17 protein-coding genes are annotated in these 21,774 nt (G+C 33.7%); 6 read left to right on the top strand and 11 right to left on the bottom strand.

Translation table 11 applies throughout. The features are described 5' to 3' along the window. Positions 1-103 precede the first annotated feature (103 nt). Genes HNV08_RS04890 through mraZ form a run of 5 tightly spaced genes read right to left on the bottom strand, consistent with a single transcriptional unit; the run spans position 104 to position 5,292 of the window. A complete protein-coding gene (locus HNV08_RS04890) occupies positions 104-1,567 on the bottom strand; it encodes a UDP-N-acetylmuramoyl-L-alanyl-D-glutamate--2,6-diaminopimelate ligase (RefSeq protein WP_173280046.1) in 1,464 nt (487 codons plus the stop codon). Next, a complete protein-coding gene (locus HNV08_RS04885; RefSeq protein WP_173280045.1) occupies positions 1,564-3,576 on the bottom strand; it encodes a penicillin-binding protein in 2,013 nt (670 codons plus the stop codon). Before HNV08_RS04885 ends, HNV08_RS04890 begins: the two co-directional genes overlap by 4 nt. A 10-nt stretch (positions 3,577-3,586) precedes the next feature. Beyond that, entirely contained in the window at positions 3,587-3,910 is a 324-nt protein-coding gene (locus tag HNV08_RS04880) for an FtsL-like putative cell division protein (protein ID WP_173280044.1), read from the bottom strand. 28 nt (positions 3,911-3,938) lie between these two features. Beyond that, positions 3,939-4,835 (bottom strand): 16S rRNA (cytosine(1402)-N(4))-methyltransferase RsmH, encoded by an 897-nt coding sequence (gene rsmH, locus HNV08_RS04875; RefSeq protein ID WP_173280043.1) that lies wholly within the window; start codon positions 4,833-4,835, stop codon positions 3,939-3,941. Further along, on the bottom strand, positions 4,822-5,292 hold the full coding sequence (gene mraZ, locus HNV08_RS04870; RefSeq protein WP_173280042.1) for a division/cell wall cluster transcriptional repressor MraZ: 471 nt from the start codon (positions 5,290-5,292) through the stop codon (positions 4,822-4,824). The genes rsmH and mraZ overlap by 14 nt, the downstream gene beginning before the upstream one ends. Positions 5,293-5,578: 286 nt before the next feature. Here mraZ and HNV08_RS04865 point away from each other — a divergent pair, with 286 nt between their 5' ends. Further along, positions 5,579-6,343, top strand: coding sequence for an alpha/beta fold hydrolase (locus HNV08_RS04865; protein WP_173280041.1), 765 nt, complete (start codon positions 5,579-5,581; stop codon positions 6,341-6,343). A 142-nt stretch (positions 6,344-6,485) separates the two neighbouring features. Beyond that, the gene (yihA, locus tag HNV08_RS04860) at positions 6,486-7,100 is read left to right on the top strand and encodes a ribosome biogenesis GTP-binding protein YihA/YsxC (RefSeq protein ID WP_173280040.1); all 615 of its coding nucleotides are present in this window, start codon (positions 6,486-6,488) and stop codon (positions 7,098-7,100) included. On the opposite strand, the gene HNV08_RS04855 is transcribed toward yihA, so the two are convergent. Next, complete coding sequence (locus HNV08_RS04855) at positions 7,097-8,191, bottom strand: ABC transporter permease (protein WP_173280039.1); 1,095 nt, start codon at positions 8,189-8,191, stop codon at positions 7,097-7,099. The genes yihA and HNV08_RS04855 overlap by 4 nt on opposite strands. A gap of 62 nt (positions 8,192-8,253) precedes the next feature. Further along, entirely contained in the window at positions 8,254-10,395 is a 2,142-nt protein-coding gene (locus tag HNV08_RS04850) for a carboxy terminal-processing peptidase (protein WP_173280038.1), read from the bottom strand. A 173-nt stretch (positions 10,396-10,568) separates the two neighbouring features. On the opposite strand from HNV08_RS04850, the gene surE reads away from it, so the two are divergent. From surE to HNV08_RS04830, 4 genes are read left to right on the top strand one after another with little or no spacing between them, the layout of a single operon-like run. Beyond that, positions 10,569-11,342: a 5'/3'-nucleotidase SurE gene (gene surE / locus HNV08_RS04845; RefSeq protein ID WP_173280037.1), complete on the top strand. Its 774-nt coding sequence runs from the start codon at positions 10,569-10,571 to the stop codon at positions 11,340-11,342. A gap of 37 nt (positions 11,343-11,379) precedes the next feature. Next, a complete protein-coding gene (lpxB, locus tag HNV08_RS04840; RefSeq protein WP_173280036.1) occupies positions 11,380-12,495 on the top strand; it encodes a lipid-A-disaccharide synthase in 1,116 nt (371 codons plus the stop codon). 17 nt (positions 12,496-12,512) lie between these two features. Continuing rightward, positions 12,513-13,022, top strand: coding sequence for a C40 family peptidase (locus HNV08_RS04835; RefSeq protein WP_173280035.1), 510 nt, complete (start codon positions 12,513-12,515; stop codon positions 13,020-13,022). 32 nt (positions 13,023-13,054) lie between these two features. Beyond that, positions 13,055-15,085, top strand: a complete 2,031-nt coding sequence (locus tag HNV08_RS04830; RefSeq protein WP_173280034.1) for a ComEC/Rec2 family competence protein — start codon at positions 13,055-13,057, stop codon at positions 15,083-15,085. Positions 15,086-15,132: 47 nt separating this feature from the next. Here HNV08_RS04830 and HNV08_RS04825 read toward each other — a convergent pair whose 3' ends face one another. The 4 genes from HNV08_RS04825 to HNV08_RS04810 all read right to left on the bottom strand — a co-directional run bounded on the left by HNV08_RS04825 (position 15,133) and on the right by HNV08_RS04810 (position 21,743). Then, positions 15,133-15,684 (bottom strand): thioredoxin family protein, encoded by a 552-nt coding sequence (locus HNV08_RS04825; protein ID WP_173280033.1) that lies wholly within the window; start codon positions 15,682-15,684, stop codon positions 15,133-15,135. An 83-nt stretch (positions 15,685-15,767) separates the two neighbouring features. Continuing rightward, complete coding sequence (locus HNV08_RS04820) at positions 15,768-17,888, bottom strand: peptide MFS transporter (RefSeq protein ID WP_173280032.1); 2,121 nt, start codon at positions 17,886-17,888, stop codon at positions 15,768-15,770. 44 nt (positions 17,889-17,932) lie between these two features. Continuing rightward, the gene (locus tag HNV08_RS04815) at positions 17,933-19,492 is read right to left on the bottom strand and encodes a peptide MFS transporter (protein WP_173280031.1); all 1,560 of its coding nucleotides are present in this window, start codon (positions 19,490-19,492) and stop codon (positions 17,933-17,935) included. A gap of 64 nt (positions 19,493-19,556) precedes the next feature. Continuing rightward, a complete protein-coding gene (locus HNV08_RS04810) occupies positions 19,557-21,743 on the bottom strand; it encodes a S9 family peptidase (RefSeq protein WP_173280030.1) in 2,187 nt (728 codons plus the stop codon). Positions 21,744-21,774: the final 31 nt, after the last annotated feature.

The following is a 21,774-nucleotide window of genomic DNA, read 5'->3' as shown; positions in this document are numbered from 1 at the left end:
GTTGTTTAAATTATCTTAAATGAGCACTTCGACTGCGCTCAGTGTGACATACATTATATTTCTTTTATCTACCTACAAGGTTTTTGAAACCTTGCAGGATATACTATTTCTGCAATTGTTTTAAATAATCTTGAACGATTTTATAATCATCAAAACCAAAGCGTTCGCCTTTAATTTCTTGGTAATTCTCATGACCTTTTCCTGCAATGAGAATAATATCTTTTGGTCCTGCCATTTGGCAAGCGGTTTTAATCGCTTGTTTTCTATCCGTTATAGACAATGTCTTTTTGAAATTTTGAGGCTCAACCCCTTTTTCCATATCTTCAATAATGGTTTCTGGCACTTCACTACGTGGATTATCACTAGTAAAAATGGCTTTTGTACTTAAAGCCGAAGCGATATGCGCCATTTTAGGACGTTTGGTTTTATCTCTATCGCCTCCACAACCTACAACCGTAATCAGTTCTTCGTTTTTTGTCCTGATATCGTTAATGGTTTGCAATACGTTTTTTAAAGCATCTGGCGTGTGTGCGTAATCTACAATGGCCGTAATGTTTTCGTCTGAAATAAAATATTGAAAGCGTCCTGCTACGTTTTCGAGCTCACTAATCAATCTTAAAATCTCACCTTTTTCTAAGCCTAGTAATTCAGCTGTTCCGTAAATTGCTAAAATGTTGTAGGCATTAAAACTTCCAATTAAGCGTGTCCATAATTCGTTATCATTCAACTTTAATAACAAACCACTGAATTCATTTTCTAAAATCTGCGCTCTAAAGTCTGCGTAGTTCTTTAAAGCGTACGTGTATTTTTTGGCCTTTGTATTTTGAAACATTACTAAGCCATTCTTATCATCGATATTAGATAACGCAAATGCCTCTTTTGGTAATTGGTCAAAGAACTTTTTCTTAACATCTCTGTATTCAGCAAACGTTTCGTGATAATCTAAATGGTCGTGAGAGAGGTTTGTGAAAATGCCGCCTTCAAATTTTAAGCCTTCAGTTCTACTTTGATGAATACCATGCGAACTCACTTCCATAAAGCAAAATTCTACGCCTTCATCATTCATCATCTTCAAATACTTATTGATAGTTAACGAATCTGGCGTGGTATGCGTTGCCTTATACGTGGTATTATCTACCATAATTTTCACAGTAGACAATAACCCAACTTTATATCCTGCTTTTTTGAATAGCTGATACAGTAAACTAGACACTGTTGTCTTTCCATTGGTTCCTGTAACACCAACTAGTTTTAAATTCTCGGATGGTTGACCATAAAAATTATTAGCCATAATTGCCATCGCCTGATTAGAGTTTGCGACTTCTATATATGTGATGTCATCTTGAAGATGTTCTGGTAACGCCTCACAAATAATAGCAGTTGCACCATCTGCAATCGCTTTCTCTATATAATTATGACCATCTGTAATCGTCCCTGAAATAGCCACAAAAACATCATTCGTTTTTATTTGACGCGAATCGAATTCAATTTTACTAACCGTAATGCTTGTACTACCAACCACTGCGTTTATAGTAACCTTGTATAATATGTCTTTTAACACCATCATAATGCTTCTAATATGATAGTTTGGTTAGACTGTAATTTCTGAAGTTTCTCAACAGACTGCTTTTTTACAACACCACTTCCTGTTAATTTTACACGCACATCTACTTGTAAGTTTTCTAACAACGCAATAGCATCCATAGCAGGCATACCTACAACGCTTGGCATTAGTTCCTTGTATTTTTGAGCGTTATCGTAATAACTTTCAAAATCTTTATTGACTATATTATTCTTGAAATCCAACGATTCAACTTCATCAATAATTGGCGTATCTGTATAAATTTTTTGAGCAATTCTTTTAAAAACAGGACCTGTAACATCGGCTCCATAATAACCCACTTTTGTACTTGGCTTATGTATCACTACAATACAAGAATACTTTGGGTTATCTGCTGGAAAATAGCCAGCAAAAGACGACACATATTTTTTGTCTTTGTACCATTTTTCTAAATCAGCATAATCCGTTCTAGCGGTTCCGGTTTTGCCAGCCATAGAAAATGTTTCGGAATACATGCGTTTTCCTGTACCACGAATAACCACATTCTTCAATATATCTTGCACTTCAGACAAGGTTTTATCTGAACAAATTTTATCGATGATAACTTCTTTTTCAAACACCTCAATATCCTTATCAAAAGACTTAACCGATTTAATGAAACGCGGCTTTATCATTTCGCCATCATTTGCAATCGCGTTATAAAACGTTAATGTTTGCAATGGTGTAATTGTTAAGTTATAGCCATAAGCAATAGAAGGCAAAGCATTTCTACTCCAATTGGTTGCACCTGGCTCAGGAATATCCGGAATCCCTTCTCCCATTATTGAAACATTAAGAGAATCATTTAGTTTCCAACCCTTTAAATGGTCTATAAATTTTTGTGGCTGCTTAGCATAATTATCATCAATAATTGTCGCTAAACCAATGTTTGAAGACACTTCTAAAGCACGAGCTGCAGAAATTTCGCCATAACCACTACCAGAATCCGTAATAACACGACCATAAAATTTCTTTCGACCTTTCTTAGTATCTACAACCGTTGATGTGTCTATTACTTTATCTTCTAAAGCAGCCATCATCGCCATAACCTTAAAGGTAGAACCAGGCTCATGCGCTTCGTAAACGGCGTAATTTCGTTTTTCGTAATAGGTTCCTTTTGATGTTTTAGCTAAATTAGCAATAGCTTTAACTTCGCCAGTTTTTACATCCATTACAACTACACAACCGTGTTCAGCTTCGTATAATTCTAATTGTTTTAACAACGAATGATGCGCAATATCTTGAATATTAACATCTATAGTTGTGTACACATCATAACCATCTTTTGGCTCTACTTGGTCGTAATCTGCAATAGGTTTCCATTGCCCATTACCGATTTTTTGTTTACGACGCTTACCGTTTGTTCCTCTTAAATATTTTACACCAAAAGCACCATCAATACCTGCTCTACTTACATTACCATCTTCATCAAATCGCTCATAACCAATAGAACGCGAAGCAACGCCTCCCATTGGATGCTCTCGCCTAGTAGTTTGCTCAACAATTAAACCACCTTTAATTGCTCCGAGATTTAACAATGGAAAATTTCGCATTCTTATATAATCTGAATAGCTAATGTTTCGTGCTAAAAGGAAATATCTGTTTTTGTTTTTTCGTGCTTTACGAATGATGTTTTTATAATACGAAGCAGGTTTTCCTTTATAGACATGAAGCGAATCTGCCAAAGCACCAATATACTTTTCGAAAGTAGCTGGCTTTGCCTGAATAGCATCAATTCTAATATCATATTTTGGAATAGAGGTTGCCAACAAACTGCCATCCGCAGAATATACATTGCCACGATTTGCAGGAATATCGAAATCCTCCAAAGTTCTTTTCTCAGCAAGCGCTCTGTATTCGTCTCCTTGAACAAATTGAATATTCACAAGCTTAAACACCACAGCAATCGCAAACACAAGCAAGCAACCTGCCACGAAATATAATCTGTGTAATATGTTTTTCTCTGTTATTGCCAAAGCTTGTTTATTATTGTTCTTGTTGTGACCTAACTATTATTTTTGTTGGTGGGTTTAAGGAAATCCCAATTCCTTTTGCTTTCATTTCTACCTCAACAAAAGACTCTTTTTTAAGCTGCATGAGCTTTCCTCTTTTATCTACAAATGCAGAGCGTAATTCTTTTACCTCATTGGTTAGCTTTGCTATCTCGTAGACTTTTTGGTCTGCTTTATGAGAACTTGCAATCATTATTATCGCTAAGACTGAAATTAAAATGATGATACGCCAATTTTTAAACGAATCATCACTGATTAGAAATTTCCCTCTTAGTATGTGATAGATATTTTTTTTCATTTTCACTTCCTACAACGGCAGGAAACTTTTATAACTTTTTCGCAATACGAAGCTTTGCACTTCTCGCTCTATTATTAATTTTCATTTCTTCTTTTGACGGAATTATTAATCCGCCTACCTTTTTTAGAGGCACTTCAAAATTCCCAAACACATCGCGCTCTGGTTCGCCTTCAAAAAGTCCGTTTCTAATGAAACGTTTTACCAACCTATCTTCTAAAGAATGGTAGGATATAAAACTTAAGCGACCATCTGGCTTTAAGATTTCTGGCATTTGAAGCAATAATTCTTTTAATACTTCAATTTCTTGATTTACCTCAATTCTTATCGCTTGATAAATTTGAGCCAAGACTTTATTCTCTTTCTGATGATTTAGAAATTTCTTTAAAACCGTTTTTAACTGTTCACTGGTTTTAATAGCTCCTTCTTTTCTAGCTTCAACAATTACTCTCGCCATAGCAGGCGCTTGCCTTAATTCACCATATTGCAAAAGCACAGTTTTAATTTGCTCTTCTTCGTAATCATTAATGACTTCAAAAGCCGAAAGCTGATTATCTTGATTCATTCGCATATCTAAATCTGCCTCGAACCTTGTAGAAAAACCACGTTCCGCAACATCAAATTGATGTGATGACACGCCAAAATCAGCTAAAACACCATCAACTTCTTTTACACCATAAAATCTTAAAAACCGCTTGACATACCTAAAGTTTTCATTAATCAGCACAAAACGGTCATCATCTATTTTATTCTCAAGGGCATCTTTGTCTTGATCAAATGCATAAAGTTTTCCATCTGACCCTAAACGCGATAAGATTTCACGACTATGACCTCCACCTCCAAACGTAACATCTACATAAACACCATCTGGTCTTATCGCTAAGCCATCTACGGTTTCCTTAAGTAAAACTGCATTATGATAATCCATCAACATCATCGTCTTGTCCCATTACTTCTTCGGCTAAATCAGCAAAATCTGAAGCCGCATCATCAATAGCTTGTTCGTATTTATCTTTATCCCAAATCTCAAGAATATTCACAGCAGACGCCAAAACCACATGCTTACTAATCCCTGAAAAACCAATTAAATCTTTCGGAATTAATAATCGCCCAGTACTATCTACCTCAACAATTTTAACACCAGCCGTAAAACGTCTGATAAAATCATTGTTCTTTTTCTTAAAGCGGTTTAGCTTGTTAATCTTCTCCATCATTTTGTTCCATTCAGACATAGGATACAGCTCTAAACACGGCTGAAACACAGCACGTTTCAACACAAAACCATCTTGTAATGCTGATGACAACTGCTTTTTGAGGACAGCAGGTATCATTAGCCTTCCTTTGGCATCAGCTTTACATTCGTATGTTCCTATAAATGAATTCAAAAGGTTTTGTTTACCACTTTAACGATTATGAATCAAAGATATTGAAAAATTCACCACTTTTTACCACATAATACCACTTTTGTTGATAAGTTTTTAGTTAATTTCGTTTCGTTTTTTTTAAACCTCAATGAATTCCACTTTTAACCTAAGAATTTGCAAGTGGGAATTATTAACATTATCTTACATAAGTAAATTCAGATAAAAAAAATTGATATTTTTTCCATATTATTTATTTTCTAAAGGATTTGGTTATATTTGTTTTTAACACATTAGTACTAACTTGCACATGGCACACCTTTTAAAAAAAGAAAAGGATTATAGATATATTGAAGTAGGAGAAGGCACACCAATTATTGTGTTACACGGATTAATGGGTGGACTCAGTAATTTTGATGCTGTTACCGAACATTTTAGCCAAAAAGGCTACAAAGTTATCATTCCTGAATTGCCTATTTACACCATGTCTTTAATTAAAACCAACGTAAAGAGTTTTGCCAATTACCTAAAGGCATTTATTGATTTTAAAGGCTTTGATAAGGTTATTTTATTAGGAAATTCTCTAGGCGGACATATCGGCTTATACTACACAAAACTAAATCCGGAAAAAGTTAAAGCCCTTATTATAACCGGAAGCTCAGGACTCTACGAAAGCGCCATGGGTGGAGGTTACACAAAACGTAGTGATTACGAGGTTATCAAAAAGAAAGCACAAGATGTATTTTACGATCCTGCTGTAGCAACCAAAGAAATTGTTGACGAAGTATACGAAACCGTAAACGACCGAAACAAACTTATAAAAACCTTAGCGATTGCAAAAAGTGCTATTAGACATAATATGGCTAAAGATTTACCTAAAATGGAAACACCTGTGTGTATCATTTGGGGAAAAAATGATAGTGTAACACCTCCTGAAGTTGCTGAGGAATTTCATGAATTATTACCAGATTCTGAATTGCATTGGATAGATAAATGTGGCCACGCTGCTATGATGGAACACCCTGAAACGTTCAATACTATTTTGAATGGATGGTTGGAAAAAAGAAAGTTCTAAGCCCATCCTTATTCCTTTCCAAAAGGAAGACAATACTGTTGTAGAAAGAAAAGCCTAAAAATGAATTTACACTTTATGGCGTAAAACAAAATTACCTTAACGTTTAATGTAAAGAGATACCTACTTTCGTAGGAAGTTTGAGATGAAAATTAAATCAGCTGAATTTATAGTAAGTAATTCTGAAGTCGCTAAATGTCCAAAAAACCAACTTCCGGAATATGCTTTTATTGGTCGAAGTAATGTTGGAAAATCCTCATTAATTAATATGCTAACCGATCGTAAAAGTTTAGCAAAAACCTCTGGACGACCAGGAAAAACGCAACTTATCAACCACTTTTTAATCAATAAAAATTGGTACTTAGTAGATTTGCCAGGCTACGGTTATGCACGTGTTTCTAAATCATCTAAAAAGAAATTCCAAAAATTTATTACGAATTATTTTGAACAAAGACAACAACTCGTTTCTGCATTTGTTTTGGTTGATATAAGACATAAACCTCAACCTATTGATTTAGAGTTTATGCAGTATTTGGGAGAAAGTAGTATCCCGTTTGGAGTCATTTTTACTAAAGCCGATAAATTAAAACCACAAGCGATTGAACGCCATGTTAAAGACTATTGTGACGTCTTACTAAAAACATGGGAAGAATTGCCACCTTATTTTATAACCTCTTCTTCTAAAAGTATAGGACAGGAAGACGTTTTAGGATTTATAGGCAACACCAATGACGAAATTGAACAACTCAAATCGCTCTAAGTCTTAACATCTAAAGCATCTCTTAAAGCATTACCTACCAACATAAAAGCCATAACCAGTAGCATAATACAAAACCCTGGAATTAAAGCTAAATAGGGTTTGCCTAAAATAATATAGTTGTAATGATCTTTTATCATGGCGCCCCAACTTGCCATTGGTGGCTGCGCTCCAATACCTAAAAAACTCAAGCCGCTTTCAATTAGAATAGCTGCTGCAAAATTAGCTGCAGAAATTACAATTAAAGGCCCAAATACATTAGGTAATATGTGCTTGGTAATAATTCTAAAATCATTATATCCCAATGCTCTTGCTGCCGTAACGTATTGCATTTCTTTAGCACTTATTATTTGTCCTCTAACCACTCTTGCCACTTCTACCCACATGGTTAAGCCAACCGCAATAAACACTTGCCAAAACCCTTTTCCTAATGCCAAGGTAATAGCGATTACTAACAATAACGTCGGAATTGACCATGTTATATTTATGATCCACATAATAAACGCATCTACCTTTCCGCCATAATAACCTGCTAAACTTCCCATTATAAGTCCAACGATTAATGAAATAAAAACAGCTACAAAACCTATAAAAAAGGAAATCCTAGAACCAATTAATACGCGGCTTAGATAGTCCCTTCCGTATTTATCTGTTCCAAAAACAAAGCTTCTAGTATCAATGTATTGTTTATAATTAGACTCTGGGAATTTTGATACATCTATTTGCTTTTCTAATCCTTGTAAACCATCGGAAGCATATTCTACATAATTGAGCATACTACCATTAACAGTATAGGACTTAATAGGGATTTCGGTATCTGTATTATTTTTTCCGAAGAATAATTTTGAAAAGAAATTTTGATTGGACACTATACCTGAAGGAATAGTTAACATTTCTACCTCAAAACCTGGCGCTTTAGAATGAATAGATAAATGCATTTGATTTGCATTTTTTGAAGCATCTGGCGCAAACCAATAAGCACATATTGAAATAAGACCTATACAAGCAATAATTCCCAAACTGAAAACGCCCCAAAAGTTCTTTTTAAACTTTTGAAGCGCTAAACTTGCTAATGAATTATTATTGTTCTTCATTATATGATCTTACCAACCTAACAACGTCAACCTATGCTGATTTGTCATTTTGGCTTCTAAATTTAATTCTTAACAGAATTAACCACTTCTGTTTTAATCGCATAAGCCATTTTTAAGTCGTGAAGCACATTTATAGCTTCTTCTACATAAACATCCTTAGCTAAACTCTTATGCCAACGGTCGCGTTTTTCTTTTAAGACAGAATCCTTATCCATCAATTTAAGTTCATAAGGCAATGAACTAAATGTTAAGTCCGTTTGATATTCTGATAGCTTAGAAAAACGCTTAGCTTCCTCTTCATTTACCTTCATTTCTTTTTTGTAATCTTCATAATTTAAAGAATACGTTTCACGATCTCTAATTTTCTTTACCCATTGCGCATTAGCATCAATAAGTTTTAACTGTTCATTATTAGCCATTCGTGCTTTGCTTTTGCTAATTGTAGAATCGTAATCAAAATAATTTTCCCAGACCTGGTAATCTGCTGCGTCAATTTTATCCCAAGGCAATGGATTTTCTTGATCCTTTTCGCCTATATCGATATAACTGTAACGGTCTGGTACAACAACATCACTTTTTACGCCTTCTAATTGTGTAGAACCACCATTAATTCTATAAAATTTTTGAGTTGTAAACTTCAGAGCTCCCATATCTCCATTGGTATTATTCCTTACCATACGATTGAGGTCAAAAACGGTTTGTACTGTTCCTTTACCATATGTTTGCTTACTACCAATGACAATACCTCGCTTATAATCTTGCATAGCGGCCGCTAATATTTCTGAAGCAGAAGCTGATAATTCGTTAACAAGTATCACCAATGGTCCATCCCAAACAATGGCTTTATCCTTATCTCTTAATACTTCTTTTTCTCTACCCGTTTCTCTTACCTGAACAACAGGCCCTTCTTCAATAAATAAACCAGCAATATCTACAACGGTTTGTAATGATCCACCTCCATTATTCCTTAAATCCATTACTAAACCTTCCACGCCTTCTTCTTTTAGCCTTATAATTTCTTGCTTTATGTCTGAAGCCGCATTTCGCTTATTATAATCTTCAAAATTAATGTAGAACTTCGGAAGATTAATGATACCAAACTTCTTTCCATCTTTTTCAACAGTTGAAGATTTTGCATAGGTCTCTTCTAGTTCAACAATATCTCGTTTTATAGAAATATCTTGAATGGTGCCATCTACTTTTTTCAAAGTTAAAGTTACTATTGTTCCTTTTGGCCCTTTAATAAATTTTATAGCATCATCTAAGCGCATACCAACGACGTTGACAGCTTCTTCTTCATCTTCTTGCTTTACCTTTAGTATTTGGTCTCCCACTTCTAATTCATTAGCGCGCCAAGCCGGACCACCACTAATAATTTCATTAACCATTATACCATCTACTTTTTTCTGTAATCTTGCCCCTATGCCCTCAAACTTTCCAGAAATATCTCTATCAAAACGCTCTTTATCTTCTGGTGCGAAGTAAAATGTATGTGGATCAAATTCTTCAACAATGGCATTAATATAAACAGAAAACCAGTCTTCTCGCCTTCTATCTTCAATGTAGTCATAAAGCTCATCTAGAGATTTTTTTGTTGCGATTCTAGCATCAGACTCTAACGTCTTATTAGATTTTTTTGTTTTAGCTGTTATGGTTTTATTTTCTAAATCTAAATCTTGCTGCGCAATAGCATCGTCATAATTCGCTATTGTAGAAAACTTAAGTTGCTGTCTCCAGCGTTCATTCATTTCTTTTTTGCTCGTTACATATTGAAGTTTTTCATAATCTGCCGAATATTCTTCATCTACAGAAAAATTAAAGGGTTTCTCTAAAATATCAGTATAGATCTTCTTAGATTCTCCAATTCGCTGTAATAATCTACTATGTGTTAAGTTAAAAAATGATAAATCATAAGCTTTGATTTCATCATCAATTTTATCCTTATAGGCTTCAAATTCTTTAATATCCGAAGCATAAAAATAGCGCTTAAATGGATCTAAATTATCTATGTAAGCTTCAAAAACGTGCGACGAAAAATCATCGTTTATATCTTTAGGATCAAAATGTCCTTGGTCTAACAAATAGGTTATTAATTGTATGAGTAACTTATCTTTATCCGGATCGTCAAATTTTTTACTTGTAAAACTACATGAGGCAAATGCGATTAACAATGCAAGTAGTAAAAACTTATAATTCCCTCTCATTCTCTTTTTTGTTTTAATTAATTCGCAATTAAGCAGGCTTTCAATTTTTCACTAAAATAGAAGAAAAAACCGTGCCATAAAAAATAGTGACACTAATTTTTTGTTAAACCTAATAATAACCGTTAAACGGTAGCTTTTTATTATTTTTACAGTTCATTAAAACAATTTCACTAATGTCTGCACGCCCTTTAATATTAGTTACCAACGATGACGGAATCACAGCACCTGGAATTAGAACATTAATTTCTGTTATGAATACCATAGGTGATGTTGTGGTTGTAGCTCCAGATAGCCCACAAAGTGCCATGGGACATGCTATAACCATAAATTCTACGTTACATATTGAAAACGTTGTTATTGACGGAAAACAATTAGAATACAGTTGCTCTGGCACACCTGCAGATTGTGTAAAAATAGCCGTAAATGAAATATTAGATAGAAAACCAGACATTTGCGTTTCTGGCATAAATCATGGCTCTAACTCTTCCATAAACGTTATTTATTCTGGTACAATGAGTGCTGCTCTTGAGGCAGGTATTGAAGGTATTCCGGCTATTGGGTTTTCGCTATTGGACTTTAACTGGAATGCTAATTTTGAACATTGTAAATCATTTATTAAAACCATTACGAAACAAGTATTAAAAAATGGATTGCCTGATGGTGTTGTTCTTAATGTGAATTTACCTAATCTAGAAAAGAAAGCTATAAAAGGAATTAAAATATGTCGTCAGGCCAAGGCCAATTGGAAAGAAGAGTTTGACAAACGCACCAACCCAATGGGAAGAGAGTATTACTGGCTAACAGGAAAATTTGTAAATATGGATAAAGGTGAAGATACAGATGAATGGGCTTTAAAACATGGCTACGTTTCCGTTGTTCCTGTTCATTTTGATTTAACCGCACATCATACAATTCAGAATTTAAACACCTGGAAATTAAACGACTAAAACTATAAGTCAATAACTAAATTATGCATTCTAATTAATGAAATATTATATTATTTCTGGAGAAGCCTCTGGCGATTTACATGGTTCAAACCTGATGAAAGCTTTGTATAAACAAGATTCTAAAGCCGACATTAGATTTTGGGGTGGTAATCTCATGAAATCAGTTGGAGGAGACTTGGTAATGCATTATAAGGAACGTCAATTTATGGGCTTTTCTGAAGTTATTTTAAATCTTAGAAAAGTTTTAGGTCATATTAAATACTGTAAAGCTGATATTGTAACATTTCAACCAGATGTTATCATTTTTATCGACAACTCTGGCTTTAATCTTAGAATAGCAAAATGGGCTAAAGCTCAAAAATATAGAACGCATTATTATATTTCGCCTCAAGTTTGGGCTTCTAGAGCGAGTAGAGTTGAAAAAATAAAGCTATACATCGATGCCATGTATTGCATCTTGCCTTTTGAAAAAGCGTTTTATAAAAAATACGATTACGATGTCCATTTTGTTGGACACCCATTAATTGACGCAATTGCTAATAGACCTCAAGTTAATGAACACAACTTTAGAAAGACACATAATCTCAGTGGCCAACCTATTATTGCTTTATTACCTGGAAGTCGTAAACAAGAAATCACTAAAATGCTTGGTGTAATGCTTAGTGTGGTTGATGATTTTAAGGATTACCAATTTGTTATTGCTGGTGCTCCTAGCCAAGATTTCCACTTTTACAAAACCTTTATAAAAAAGAACAACATTCAGTTTATTTCTAATAAAACCTACGATTTATTAAGTCTATCTTCGGCAGCATTGGTAACTTCTGGGACGGCAACCTTAGAAACCGCTTTGTTTAAAGTGCCTCAAGTGGTTTGCTATAAAGCGAGTTCTATTTCCTATCAGATCGCTAAACGCATTATTACATTAAAATTTATTTCATTGGTCAATTTAATCATGGATCGTGAAGTGGTTACTGAATTAATTCAAGCTGATTTAAATACAAAACGCTTAAAAAAAGAACTAACGGCAATTCTTAATCCCGAAAAACGTGAACAACTCTTTTTAGACTATTACGAATTAGAGCAAAAGCTTGGAGGACGTGGCGCAAGTGATAACACCGCCAAATTGATATATAACGCCATTAAAAACGATTGACACAGAAACTCTTATTGATGAAAAAAATATTACCTTTTATATGCTTGCTTTTTATAGTTTCTAGCTGTAAATCCAAAAAAGTAACATCAAGCAAAAACAAACAAACGCATACAGTAAAAGTTAATTCCACTGCAAAGCCAAGTAAAGACGCAGAAGCCATTGTTAAGTACGCGCAAACCTTTGATGGCACACGATATAAGTATGGAGGAACAACAAAAAAAGGCATGGATTGCTCTGGTTTAATATTTACAACTTATAAAAAACATAACATTAATTTACCAAGAACCACATCTGGACTAAAAAGCACAGGTGATTGGATAGATTTAAAAAACGTAAACGTTGGAGATTTGGTGTTTTTTGCCACTAAAAAGAACAGTAGAAAAGTCAACCATGTTGGCATTGTAACGCGCGTAAGACCAGGAAACGTAGAATTTATCCATGCCTCAAGCAGCAAAGGTGTAATGACCTCTTCATTGGCAGAAAAGTATTGGTATTTCTCTTTTGTACAGGCTAGACGCGTTTTGTAACTACATTTTCCATATTTTAGTAACTCATTATCATGAAGTTACTAAATTTTGCATTTATTAAGCTGACCTTCTGTTTAGTTTTAGGCATTATCCTAGCACATCACTTAAGGCCCAATTTTTTTATAGCTTTTTATTCTACAATTGGCTTAGTTATTCTTGTAGGAGTCTATTATCTTATCTTAAAATCTAAAATCAATCGTTCACCGCTTTTTGGCAGTTTAGTTTTTTTAAGCACTATTGGCATAGGAATGACAGCCTATCAACTCCAAGACGATACGCTAAGGCCACAACATTACTCCCATCTAAATTTAGCACAACATCAAAGCGATGTCGTATTTAAAATTGAAGAACAATTAAAATCTGATGTTTATAATGACAAATACATCGTCGGAATTCATTCCATTAACCACACGAAGACGAGTGGTCGTTTATTGATTAATATAAAACGTGACAGTCTTTTAACACCCTTCAATGTTGATGATGTCTTATTTGCATCAGCCACGCTTCAAGCTATTCAAAAACCATTAAATCCCTTTCAATTTGACTATAGTAATTATCTCAAACTGCATCAGGTCTACCATCAAACCTATTTAGAGCGATCAAAAATATTCGAGATCACAAAATCTAAATCAACCATCTATGGTTATGCAGACCAATTAAGATTTCAAATAAACCAAAGACTAACTGAAGCTGGATTTAAAGATGATGTCCTTAGTATTATCAATGCCTTATTACTAGGTCAACGCCAAACTATTGACAAAAATGTTTACAATAATTATGTAAATTCTGGTACAATCCACATTCTAGCCGTTTCGGGATTACATGTTGGTATTATTTTATGGATCTTAAATTTTTTACTAAAACCACTACTTTATTTAAAACATGGTCGTTTTTTAAGACCTCTTATCATTGTAGTCATCTTATGGAGTTTTGCCATTATTGCAGGACTATCGCCTTCCGTAACAAGAGCGGTAACGATGTTTAGCATCATTAGCATTGCTATGCATCTTAAACGACCTACTAACATTTATAATACGCTTGTCATTTCTGCATTTGTGATATTATTATTTAAACCAACTTTTTTGTTTTCTGTAGGGTTTCAGATGAGTTATTTAGCCGTATTTGGCATTGTTAGCATTCAACCTATTTTATATAAATTATGGATACCTAAATATTTAATACCAAATAAGCTATGGCAAATTTTTACGGTAACTTTAGCAGCTCAGGTTGGTGTGGTACCGATAAGCTTGTTCTATTTCCACCAATTTCCAGGTTTATTTTTTATTTCTAATATGGTCGTTATTCCCTTTTTAGGGCTCATTCTTGGATTTGGCTTACTCGTTATTTTTTTAGCATTAGTTAGTGCTTTACCTCCTAGCGTTGTTTCGATTTATAGCTTTATAATTCAAAGTTTAAATAATTTTATCGCTTGGGTAGCTCAATTTGAAGACTTCTTATTGAGAGATATTCCGTTTTCGCTGCTTCAAGTTATTGTTTCATATGTGATAATTATAGCATGTGTACAATTGTATACTACTAGAAATTTTAAATGGACAACTATAAGCTTACTTGCTGTTATAAGTTTTCAGCTGGTTAATTTTTACAACCTAAACAATACCTTAGATAGTGAATTTATTATTTTTAACAGAAGTCGACATACATTAATTGGAGAAAAACACAATGCTCAATTATTGATTTACCATAACATTGATTCAACAAAAATTGCTTCGGATTATGTCATAAAAAATTACAAGGTTGGTAAATCCATTGAAAATATTATAACAAACAACCTGCAATCGGTTTATCAATTTAAAGGTAAGACCATCCTTACTATAGATAGCTTAGCTATTTATAATAACCTCTCATTTAAACCAAATTATATCTTATTAATAAATTCGCCTCAACTTAATCTAAACCGGTTAATCGATAGTTTACAACCAGAGCAGATCATTGCAGACGCAAGCAACTACACGTCTTATTTAAACCGATGGAAGGCAACTTGTAAGCATAAAAAAATCCCTTTCCATCATACTAGAGAAAAGGGTGCTTTTATAATTGAATAAAGTCTATTGATTCTTGTGAACTATCAATAGCGAAGTACTATAATAACTTATTCTTCAAATTCAGCTTCAAAAGATTTTACGTATTCACTAAACTGCTCTTGCGTTGTCATTTCTTTATAGTCATCCGTTTTAAATATCTTTAAATACAACTCCAATTGTTGCGGTTTTAGATAACCTTGAATTGGTGCAATCACATTGCCTTCTTCATCAAAAAAGACCATCGTTGGATAGGCTCTAATTTGTAAGAAACGTGAAAACTCGTGTACACTGTTTCTACTATTTGTCTTTGATTCGTCAAAATTTGGATTAGAATACGTCGTATCCTTATACGTTATTTCCTCATTTCCTTCTGCATTGAATTTTACTGCATAATAATGTTCATTGACATATGCAGCGACATCTTTAGTTTGAAAGGTATTCTTATCTAACATTTTACAAGGGCCACACCAATTGGTATAAACATCCATAAAAATCTTTTTTGGTTCTTTCTTCTGAAGCTCTAAAGCTTCTTCCATAGTTACCCAATTAATGTCTTGCGCAATCCCTGTTATTGTAAATGCAAAAACAGCAATTAGTCCTAAAGTTATTTTTTTTATCATAATAGATTTGTTGCAATTAATGAGCCGAACTTACAAAAAATGCTCCTAATTAGGAGCATTTTAGATATTTTTAACGGTTTTTCTTAGCGTACACCATGCATTAATTTTTTCAAAACAGGGTTTAAAACAAATATTAATAAACCAGCCACTATAGGTACTATTGTAAATATTAAGAAGAATGTAGATAAGCTATATTCCTTAGTAATATTTTCAATTTGTCCACCCACAACTGCAGCCATTTTATTACCAATTGCAATGGCTAAGTACCACATACCAAACATCAGCGCAATCATTCTACCTGGTACCAACTTACTTACATAAGACAAGCCAACAGGAGACAGACAAAGTTCTCCAAGTGTATGGAATAGATAGGCTAATATCAGCCAAATCATACTTACTTTAACACCATCTACAAGACCAAAAGCACCAAAAGCTAGTAAACCAAAACCGAGTCCCATGACACTTAAACCAAGTGCGTATTTAGTAGCTGCACTTGGGTTATATTTGCTTTCCCACCATTTAGAAAAGAAAGATGCAAATACAATGATAAAGAATGAATTGAGAATACTAAACCATGAAACCGTAATCTCTACTTCATTATCTCTTACTTTTGTAATAGTGGCATCAACAAAACCATTATCTCTTCTTAATGTTGAGGCATGCGCAATTAATTCTTCTTCTTTTTCTTTTGAAGACACAAATGAAAATTCGGTTAAATCCTTATCTTTATTGATAAGAATTTTGCTGTCACCAACTTTATAATCTGCATAAGGCTCACCAACTGTAATGGTTTTAGTTACAATTTTTTGTGAAGCATTTGTAACCGTATTTTGTGTTACTGGAATGTATTTAAATTGTAATTCACCTTTATCATTTTTAACCTGCACACCTTTGTCGTCTAACACTGGTTGTTCAATAGCACTATAACTTACATCATAAGCTGTAGTGTTAAAATCTCTATTCAACATCCATCCTACAATTCCCCACATTAACACAAAACAAACCACTAAAACAACATTTGAACCTGGGATTTTTTTGAAAGTTTTCTTCCACAAAATAAAGAGAACGTACGAAATGATAATCAGTGGTACAACGGTAAGTAATGTATTAACAATATTAAATATCGTTGCTGAACTACCGCTTAATAAGCGATCTACATTATCTCTAGCAAAAATCACTAACGATGATGCGCCTTGCTCAAAAGACATCCAGAAGAATACGGTAAAGAACGCAAATATGATGAATGCCACCATTCTATCTCTTACAACAGCTGTGTAGCGTAAAATACGTCCAATTACTAATATTAAAAACAGTGCTAACGCAAATAAAACTGCAGTGTACTGTCCTTCAAATTCACCTATTTGTAAGAATGAAAACATATCGACACCTGCGATTTTAGACATAGGATCGTTAATAGCATAACCTAAACCAATAATTGATGCGATAACGATTAGAACCTTATCTAACATTGTGAATGGGTTTTGAGGCTCTTCGTTCTCAGTTGTTGAAACCTCTACACTATCCTCGTTAATATTTTGAGGCAGTTCTACTTCGTGAACATTAGAAGGCTTTGCTCCAATTTTTCCAAATAAAGGACCAGCTAGCCAAAATTGAATGGTTCCAAGAAGCATAAAGATGCCTGCTAATCCAAATCCGTAAGCCCAACCAACTTTTTCTGCTAAATAACCACATAGCATCATTCCGAAAAATGCTCCTGCATTTACACCCATGTAATAAATGGTATAAGCACCATCTTTCTTTTCTGGATGCGTTTTATACATATCAGATATAATAGAGGTCATCGTTGGCTTAAAGAAACCAGTACCAACAACTAATAAAAACAATCCAAAATATAGAGAAAACTCTGTTTCTAAAGCCATAGAAGCGTGACCTGCTGTCATTATTAGCGACCCAATAATTACGGCTGCTCTATACCCTGTATATTTATCCGCTATCCATCCTCCAATAATTGGTGTAATGTAAAGTAACATGGCGTATGTACCAAAAAGAGCACCTGCATTTTCTACAGTCCATTCCCAACCAGGATTATAGCCTATGGCTGCCATAGTAAGGAAATTAACTAACAAAACACGCATACCGTAGAAGGAAAAGCGTTCCCACATTTCGGTAAAGAATAATACAAAAAGTCCGGCAGGATGACCTAAAACTTTGTCTTTAAATAGATTTTCAATATCAGTATTCATATAAATATTAATTAGTTAGGCGTAATTATTAAGGTTTAGTTATTTTAATTATCTGCTAATTCGAAACCTTCGGCTTCATCATCATGCATTTCTACTTCGTTGTCTTCTGCACCATGAGTTAAACGCTTCAACGGCTTAAGTAATAATATTACTAATACTCCGAAGATTACTGTAAATATCGTTATACCAGAAAAGATAGCATATTCACCAAACTCGGAAGCAGATTCTCCAATAACTCCTGCGACTTTATTTCCAAGTCCTGTAGCTGCAAAATAAACACCCATCATTAATGAAGCATATTTTACAGGAGCTAATTTCGTTATAAAAGACAATGCTACAGGTGATGAACAAAGTTCTCCAATAGTATGGAATAAATAAGCCAACACCAACCAATACATCCCTGAGCTACCTTTAGAGTTAAACTCAGAAGCAGCAAATATCATAAACACAAAACCAAGTCCCATTATCATTGTACCAATTGCCATTTTAAACAAAGAGGATGCCTCTTTACCTTTCAATTTTCGCTTAGCCCAATAGCCCGCAACTAATGTTGCAAAGATGATAATAAAACCTGCGTTTAGACCTTGAAACCACGTGGCAGGTATTTCCCATCCAAACAAAACACGATCTGTATTTGTTTTAGTGTAAATACTCATTAATCCACCTGCTTGCTCAAATGCTCCCCAAAATACTATTACAATTAAAAAGGAAAGTAACAATACAAGGTATCGATCTTTCGATATTTGAGTTTCTAAATTCTTATAAATCATCATCATGATACCAGCAACAATAGCTATAAAAATATATAATGCCGTGTAACCCCAACTGTCTACTCCTTTATATGTAAAACCTGCGTAAACAGCATATGCTATTATCAATGCGACAATTCCAAGATTAATTGGAGATTTTAACAAATCGCTTAAAAGCTTCCCAATAGAAACATCAGCGTTTTTATCTTCGATTGTAGGCTTATTTCCAACAGAAACCAAATATTTCTGTCCATATAAATACACAACTAATCCTAACAGCATTGCAATACCTGCTAACCCAAATCCATAATGCCAACCAATTTGTTCTCCAACATAACCTACAATAAAGGTTGCTAGTAACGAACCTAAGTTAATTCCTATATAGAAAATACTAAATCCTTTATCTCTTCTAATATCTCCAGGCTTATATAAACCACCAACCATCGTTGAAATGTTTGGTTTTAATAAACCAACACCTAAAATTATAAGTGCTAATCCCGAATAAAAAGCCCACATCTCATCGAAAGCCAAAATACCATGACCAGCAACTAATATTAGAGCGCCATATAAAACCGCCTTCTTTTGCCCTAATATCTTATCTGCAATCATTCCGCCAGGAATAGACATAACATAAACCAGCATAGTATACCATCCGTAAAGCATAATTGACTCTGAATCTAACCAACCTAAACCAGGATTATCTGCTGTAGTTTTTTCTACTAAATAAAGTGTTAATAATGCTCGCATTCCATAGTAAGAAAAACGTTCCCACATTTCTGTAAAAAATAAGACATATAAGCCTACTGGATGCCCAAATAATTCCTTTTGATGGGCTTGTTTTATCGCTGTTGACATAATTTTGTTAGTTAGTATTAATTAGTACGTTTATTGCTGTAAAAAGATTTTACTCTTTATGCTTTTAAAGTTTATCTCCTAAAGTTTTATGGATAAAATCAGTCATTTTCTTATACAAATGAAGTCTTGTGTTTCCTCCATAAATACCATGATTTTTATCTGGATAAATCATCCATTCAAATTGCTTATCAGCTTGAATTAAGGCTTCAACCATACGCATGGTGTTTTGCACATGTACATTATCATCACCAGAGCCATGAATTAATAGAAAATCGCCCTTCAGTTTATCGACATGGTTAATTGGAGAATTTTCATCATAACCGCTTGGGTTTTCTTGAGGCGTTGTCATATAGCGTTCTGTATATATGGTATCATAAAACCTCCAGCTTGTTACAGGTGCTACAGCTATTGCCATTTTAAAGACATCATTTCCTTTAAACAAGGCATTACTACTCATAAAGCCACCATAACTCCATCCCCAAATTCCTATTCTCGAAGCATCTATATAATCTAATTTTCCTAATTGTTTTGCGGCTTCAATCTGGTCTTCTACTTCATATTTACCTAATTCGTTTTGCGTCACTTTTTTAAAGTCAGCACCTTTAAAGCCAGTACCTCTTCCGTCTATACATACAACAATATAACCTTGTTGCGCCAACATTTGGTACCAATAATCATTAGAACCATTCCAACGGTTAGCAACTTGTTGTGAACCAGGTCCAGAATATTGATACATAAATAAGGGATAGGTTTTATTGGCATCAAAATTTGCAGGCTTAATAGTCCACATATTTAATTCATTGCCATTGACAGTAATGGTACTAAATTCTTTTTTAGACATTACATAATCCTCTAATTGCTTAGATAACCTTTTATTATCTTTAATATTTTTAACTATTTCGCCCTTTTTAGTATCCACAAAAGTATACTCATTAGGTGTCGTTGCACTAGAAAATGTATTTATAAAGTAAGTAAAATCCGCACTAAACGCTGCACTATTAGTACCATCCTTTTTCGTTAAACGTTTTTTGCTCTTTCCATTTAACTTTATAGAATATACGTCTCTATTTATTGATCCATTTTCGGTCGATTGATAATAAATAGTACTTGCTTTTTCATTAAAACCATAATACTTAGTTACTTCCCAATTCCCTTTTGTTATTTGATTAATTAATTTTCCATTTTTAGCATAATGATAGATATGATTGAAACCGTTTAATTCACTCGTCCAAATAAAACTATGGTCTTCTAAAAACGTTAAATTAAAGGTGGCATCTATATATGCTTTGTCTTTTTCTGCTAAGACAATTTTTGAAGTCATTTCTTTGGTATCAATCATCCAAAGATCTAATTCATTTTGATGACGATTCATAAACTGAACACTTAACACATTTGCTTCTTTTGTCCATTCTAATCTTGGAATGTAAAAATCTTGATATGGTTTATCTACTTTTAATTCTTTTACATTTTCCGAATCTAAATTGTACAAATGCAAAGACACTTTAGAGTTTTCTTCTCCTGCTTTTGGGTATTTAAATACGTGTTGTGTTTGGTATAAATCAGATCCGTAAACATCCATTGAAAATTCTGGCACATTAGTTTCATCAAATCTAATAAACGCTATTTGGTTACTTGCGGCATTCCAGTCAAAAGCTCTTACAAAACTAAATTCCTCTTCATAAACCCAATCCGTTATACCATTTATAATTTTATTCTTTTCACCATCTGTTGTAATCTGTGATACTTTACCAGATTTTAAATCCTTTACATATAAATTGTTTTCAAAACCGTAGGCAACTTTAGTACCATCTGGAGACAACGTTGGCTCCTGAACTAAATCATCTGAGACTTTTACAACCTTTTTAGATGCTACATCATAAATATAGTATTCACCCAAAGTAGAACGTCTAAATACAGGTTTAGACTGAGTTGTTAGAATTATTTTCGTTTCATCATCATTGAATGAATAATCAAAAAAACCTTGAATCTCAGGAATATCAGCTGATGAGATTAAGGTTTTTACTTTTTCTAACGTTTTATAATCGTAAATATCTATTGTAGATGTTCTATTTTGCCTATTAAAATTTAAGACTGAATACTGATTTCCGTTAGCCATAGAATGCAATGCTTGCATACCTTGTGTTCTAAACTGGCCAGTCCAAATGTCTTGAAGTGTAATTTGTTTCTCTTGCGCAAAAACTAATGACGTTATTAAGAAACCAATAATTGCGGTAAATTGTTTTAATTTCATGTGTTTGTATTACTTGTTTATATCATTACAT

This window comes from Winogradskyella eckloniae, assembly GCF_013249045.1.
Classification (GTDB): domain Bacteria; phylum Bacteroidota; class Bacteroidia; order Flavobacteriales; family Flavobacteriaceae; genus Winogradskyella; species Winogradskyella eckloniae.
This window is presented reverse-complemented; position numbering and strand designations above follow the sequence as displayed.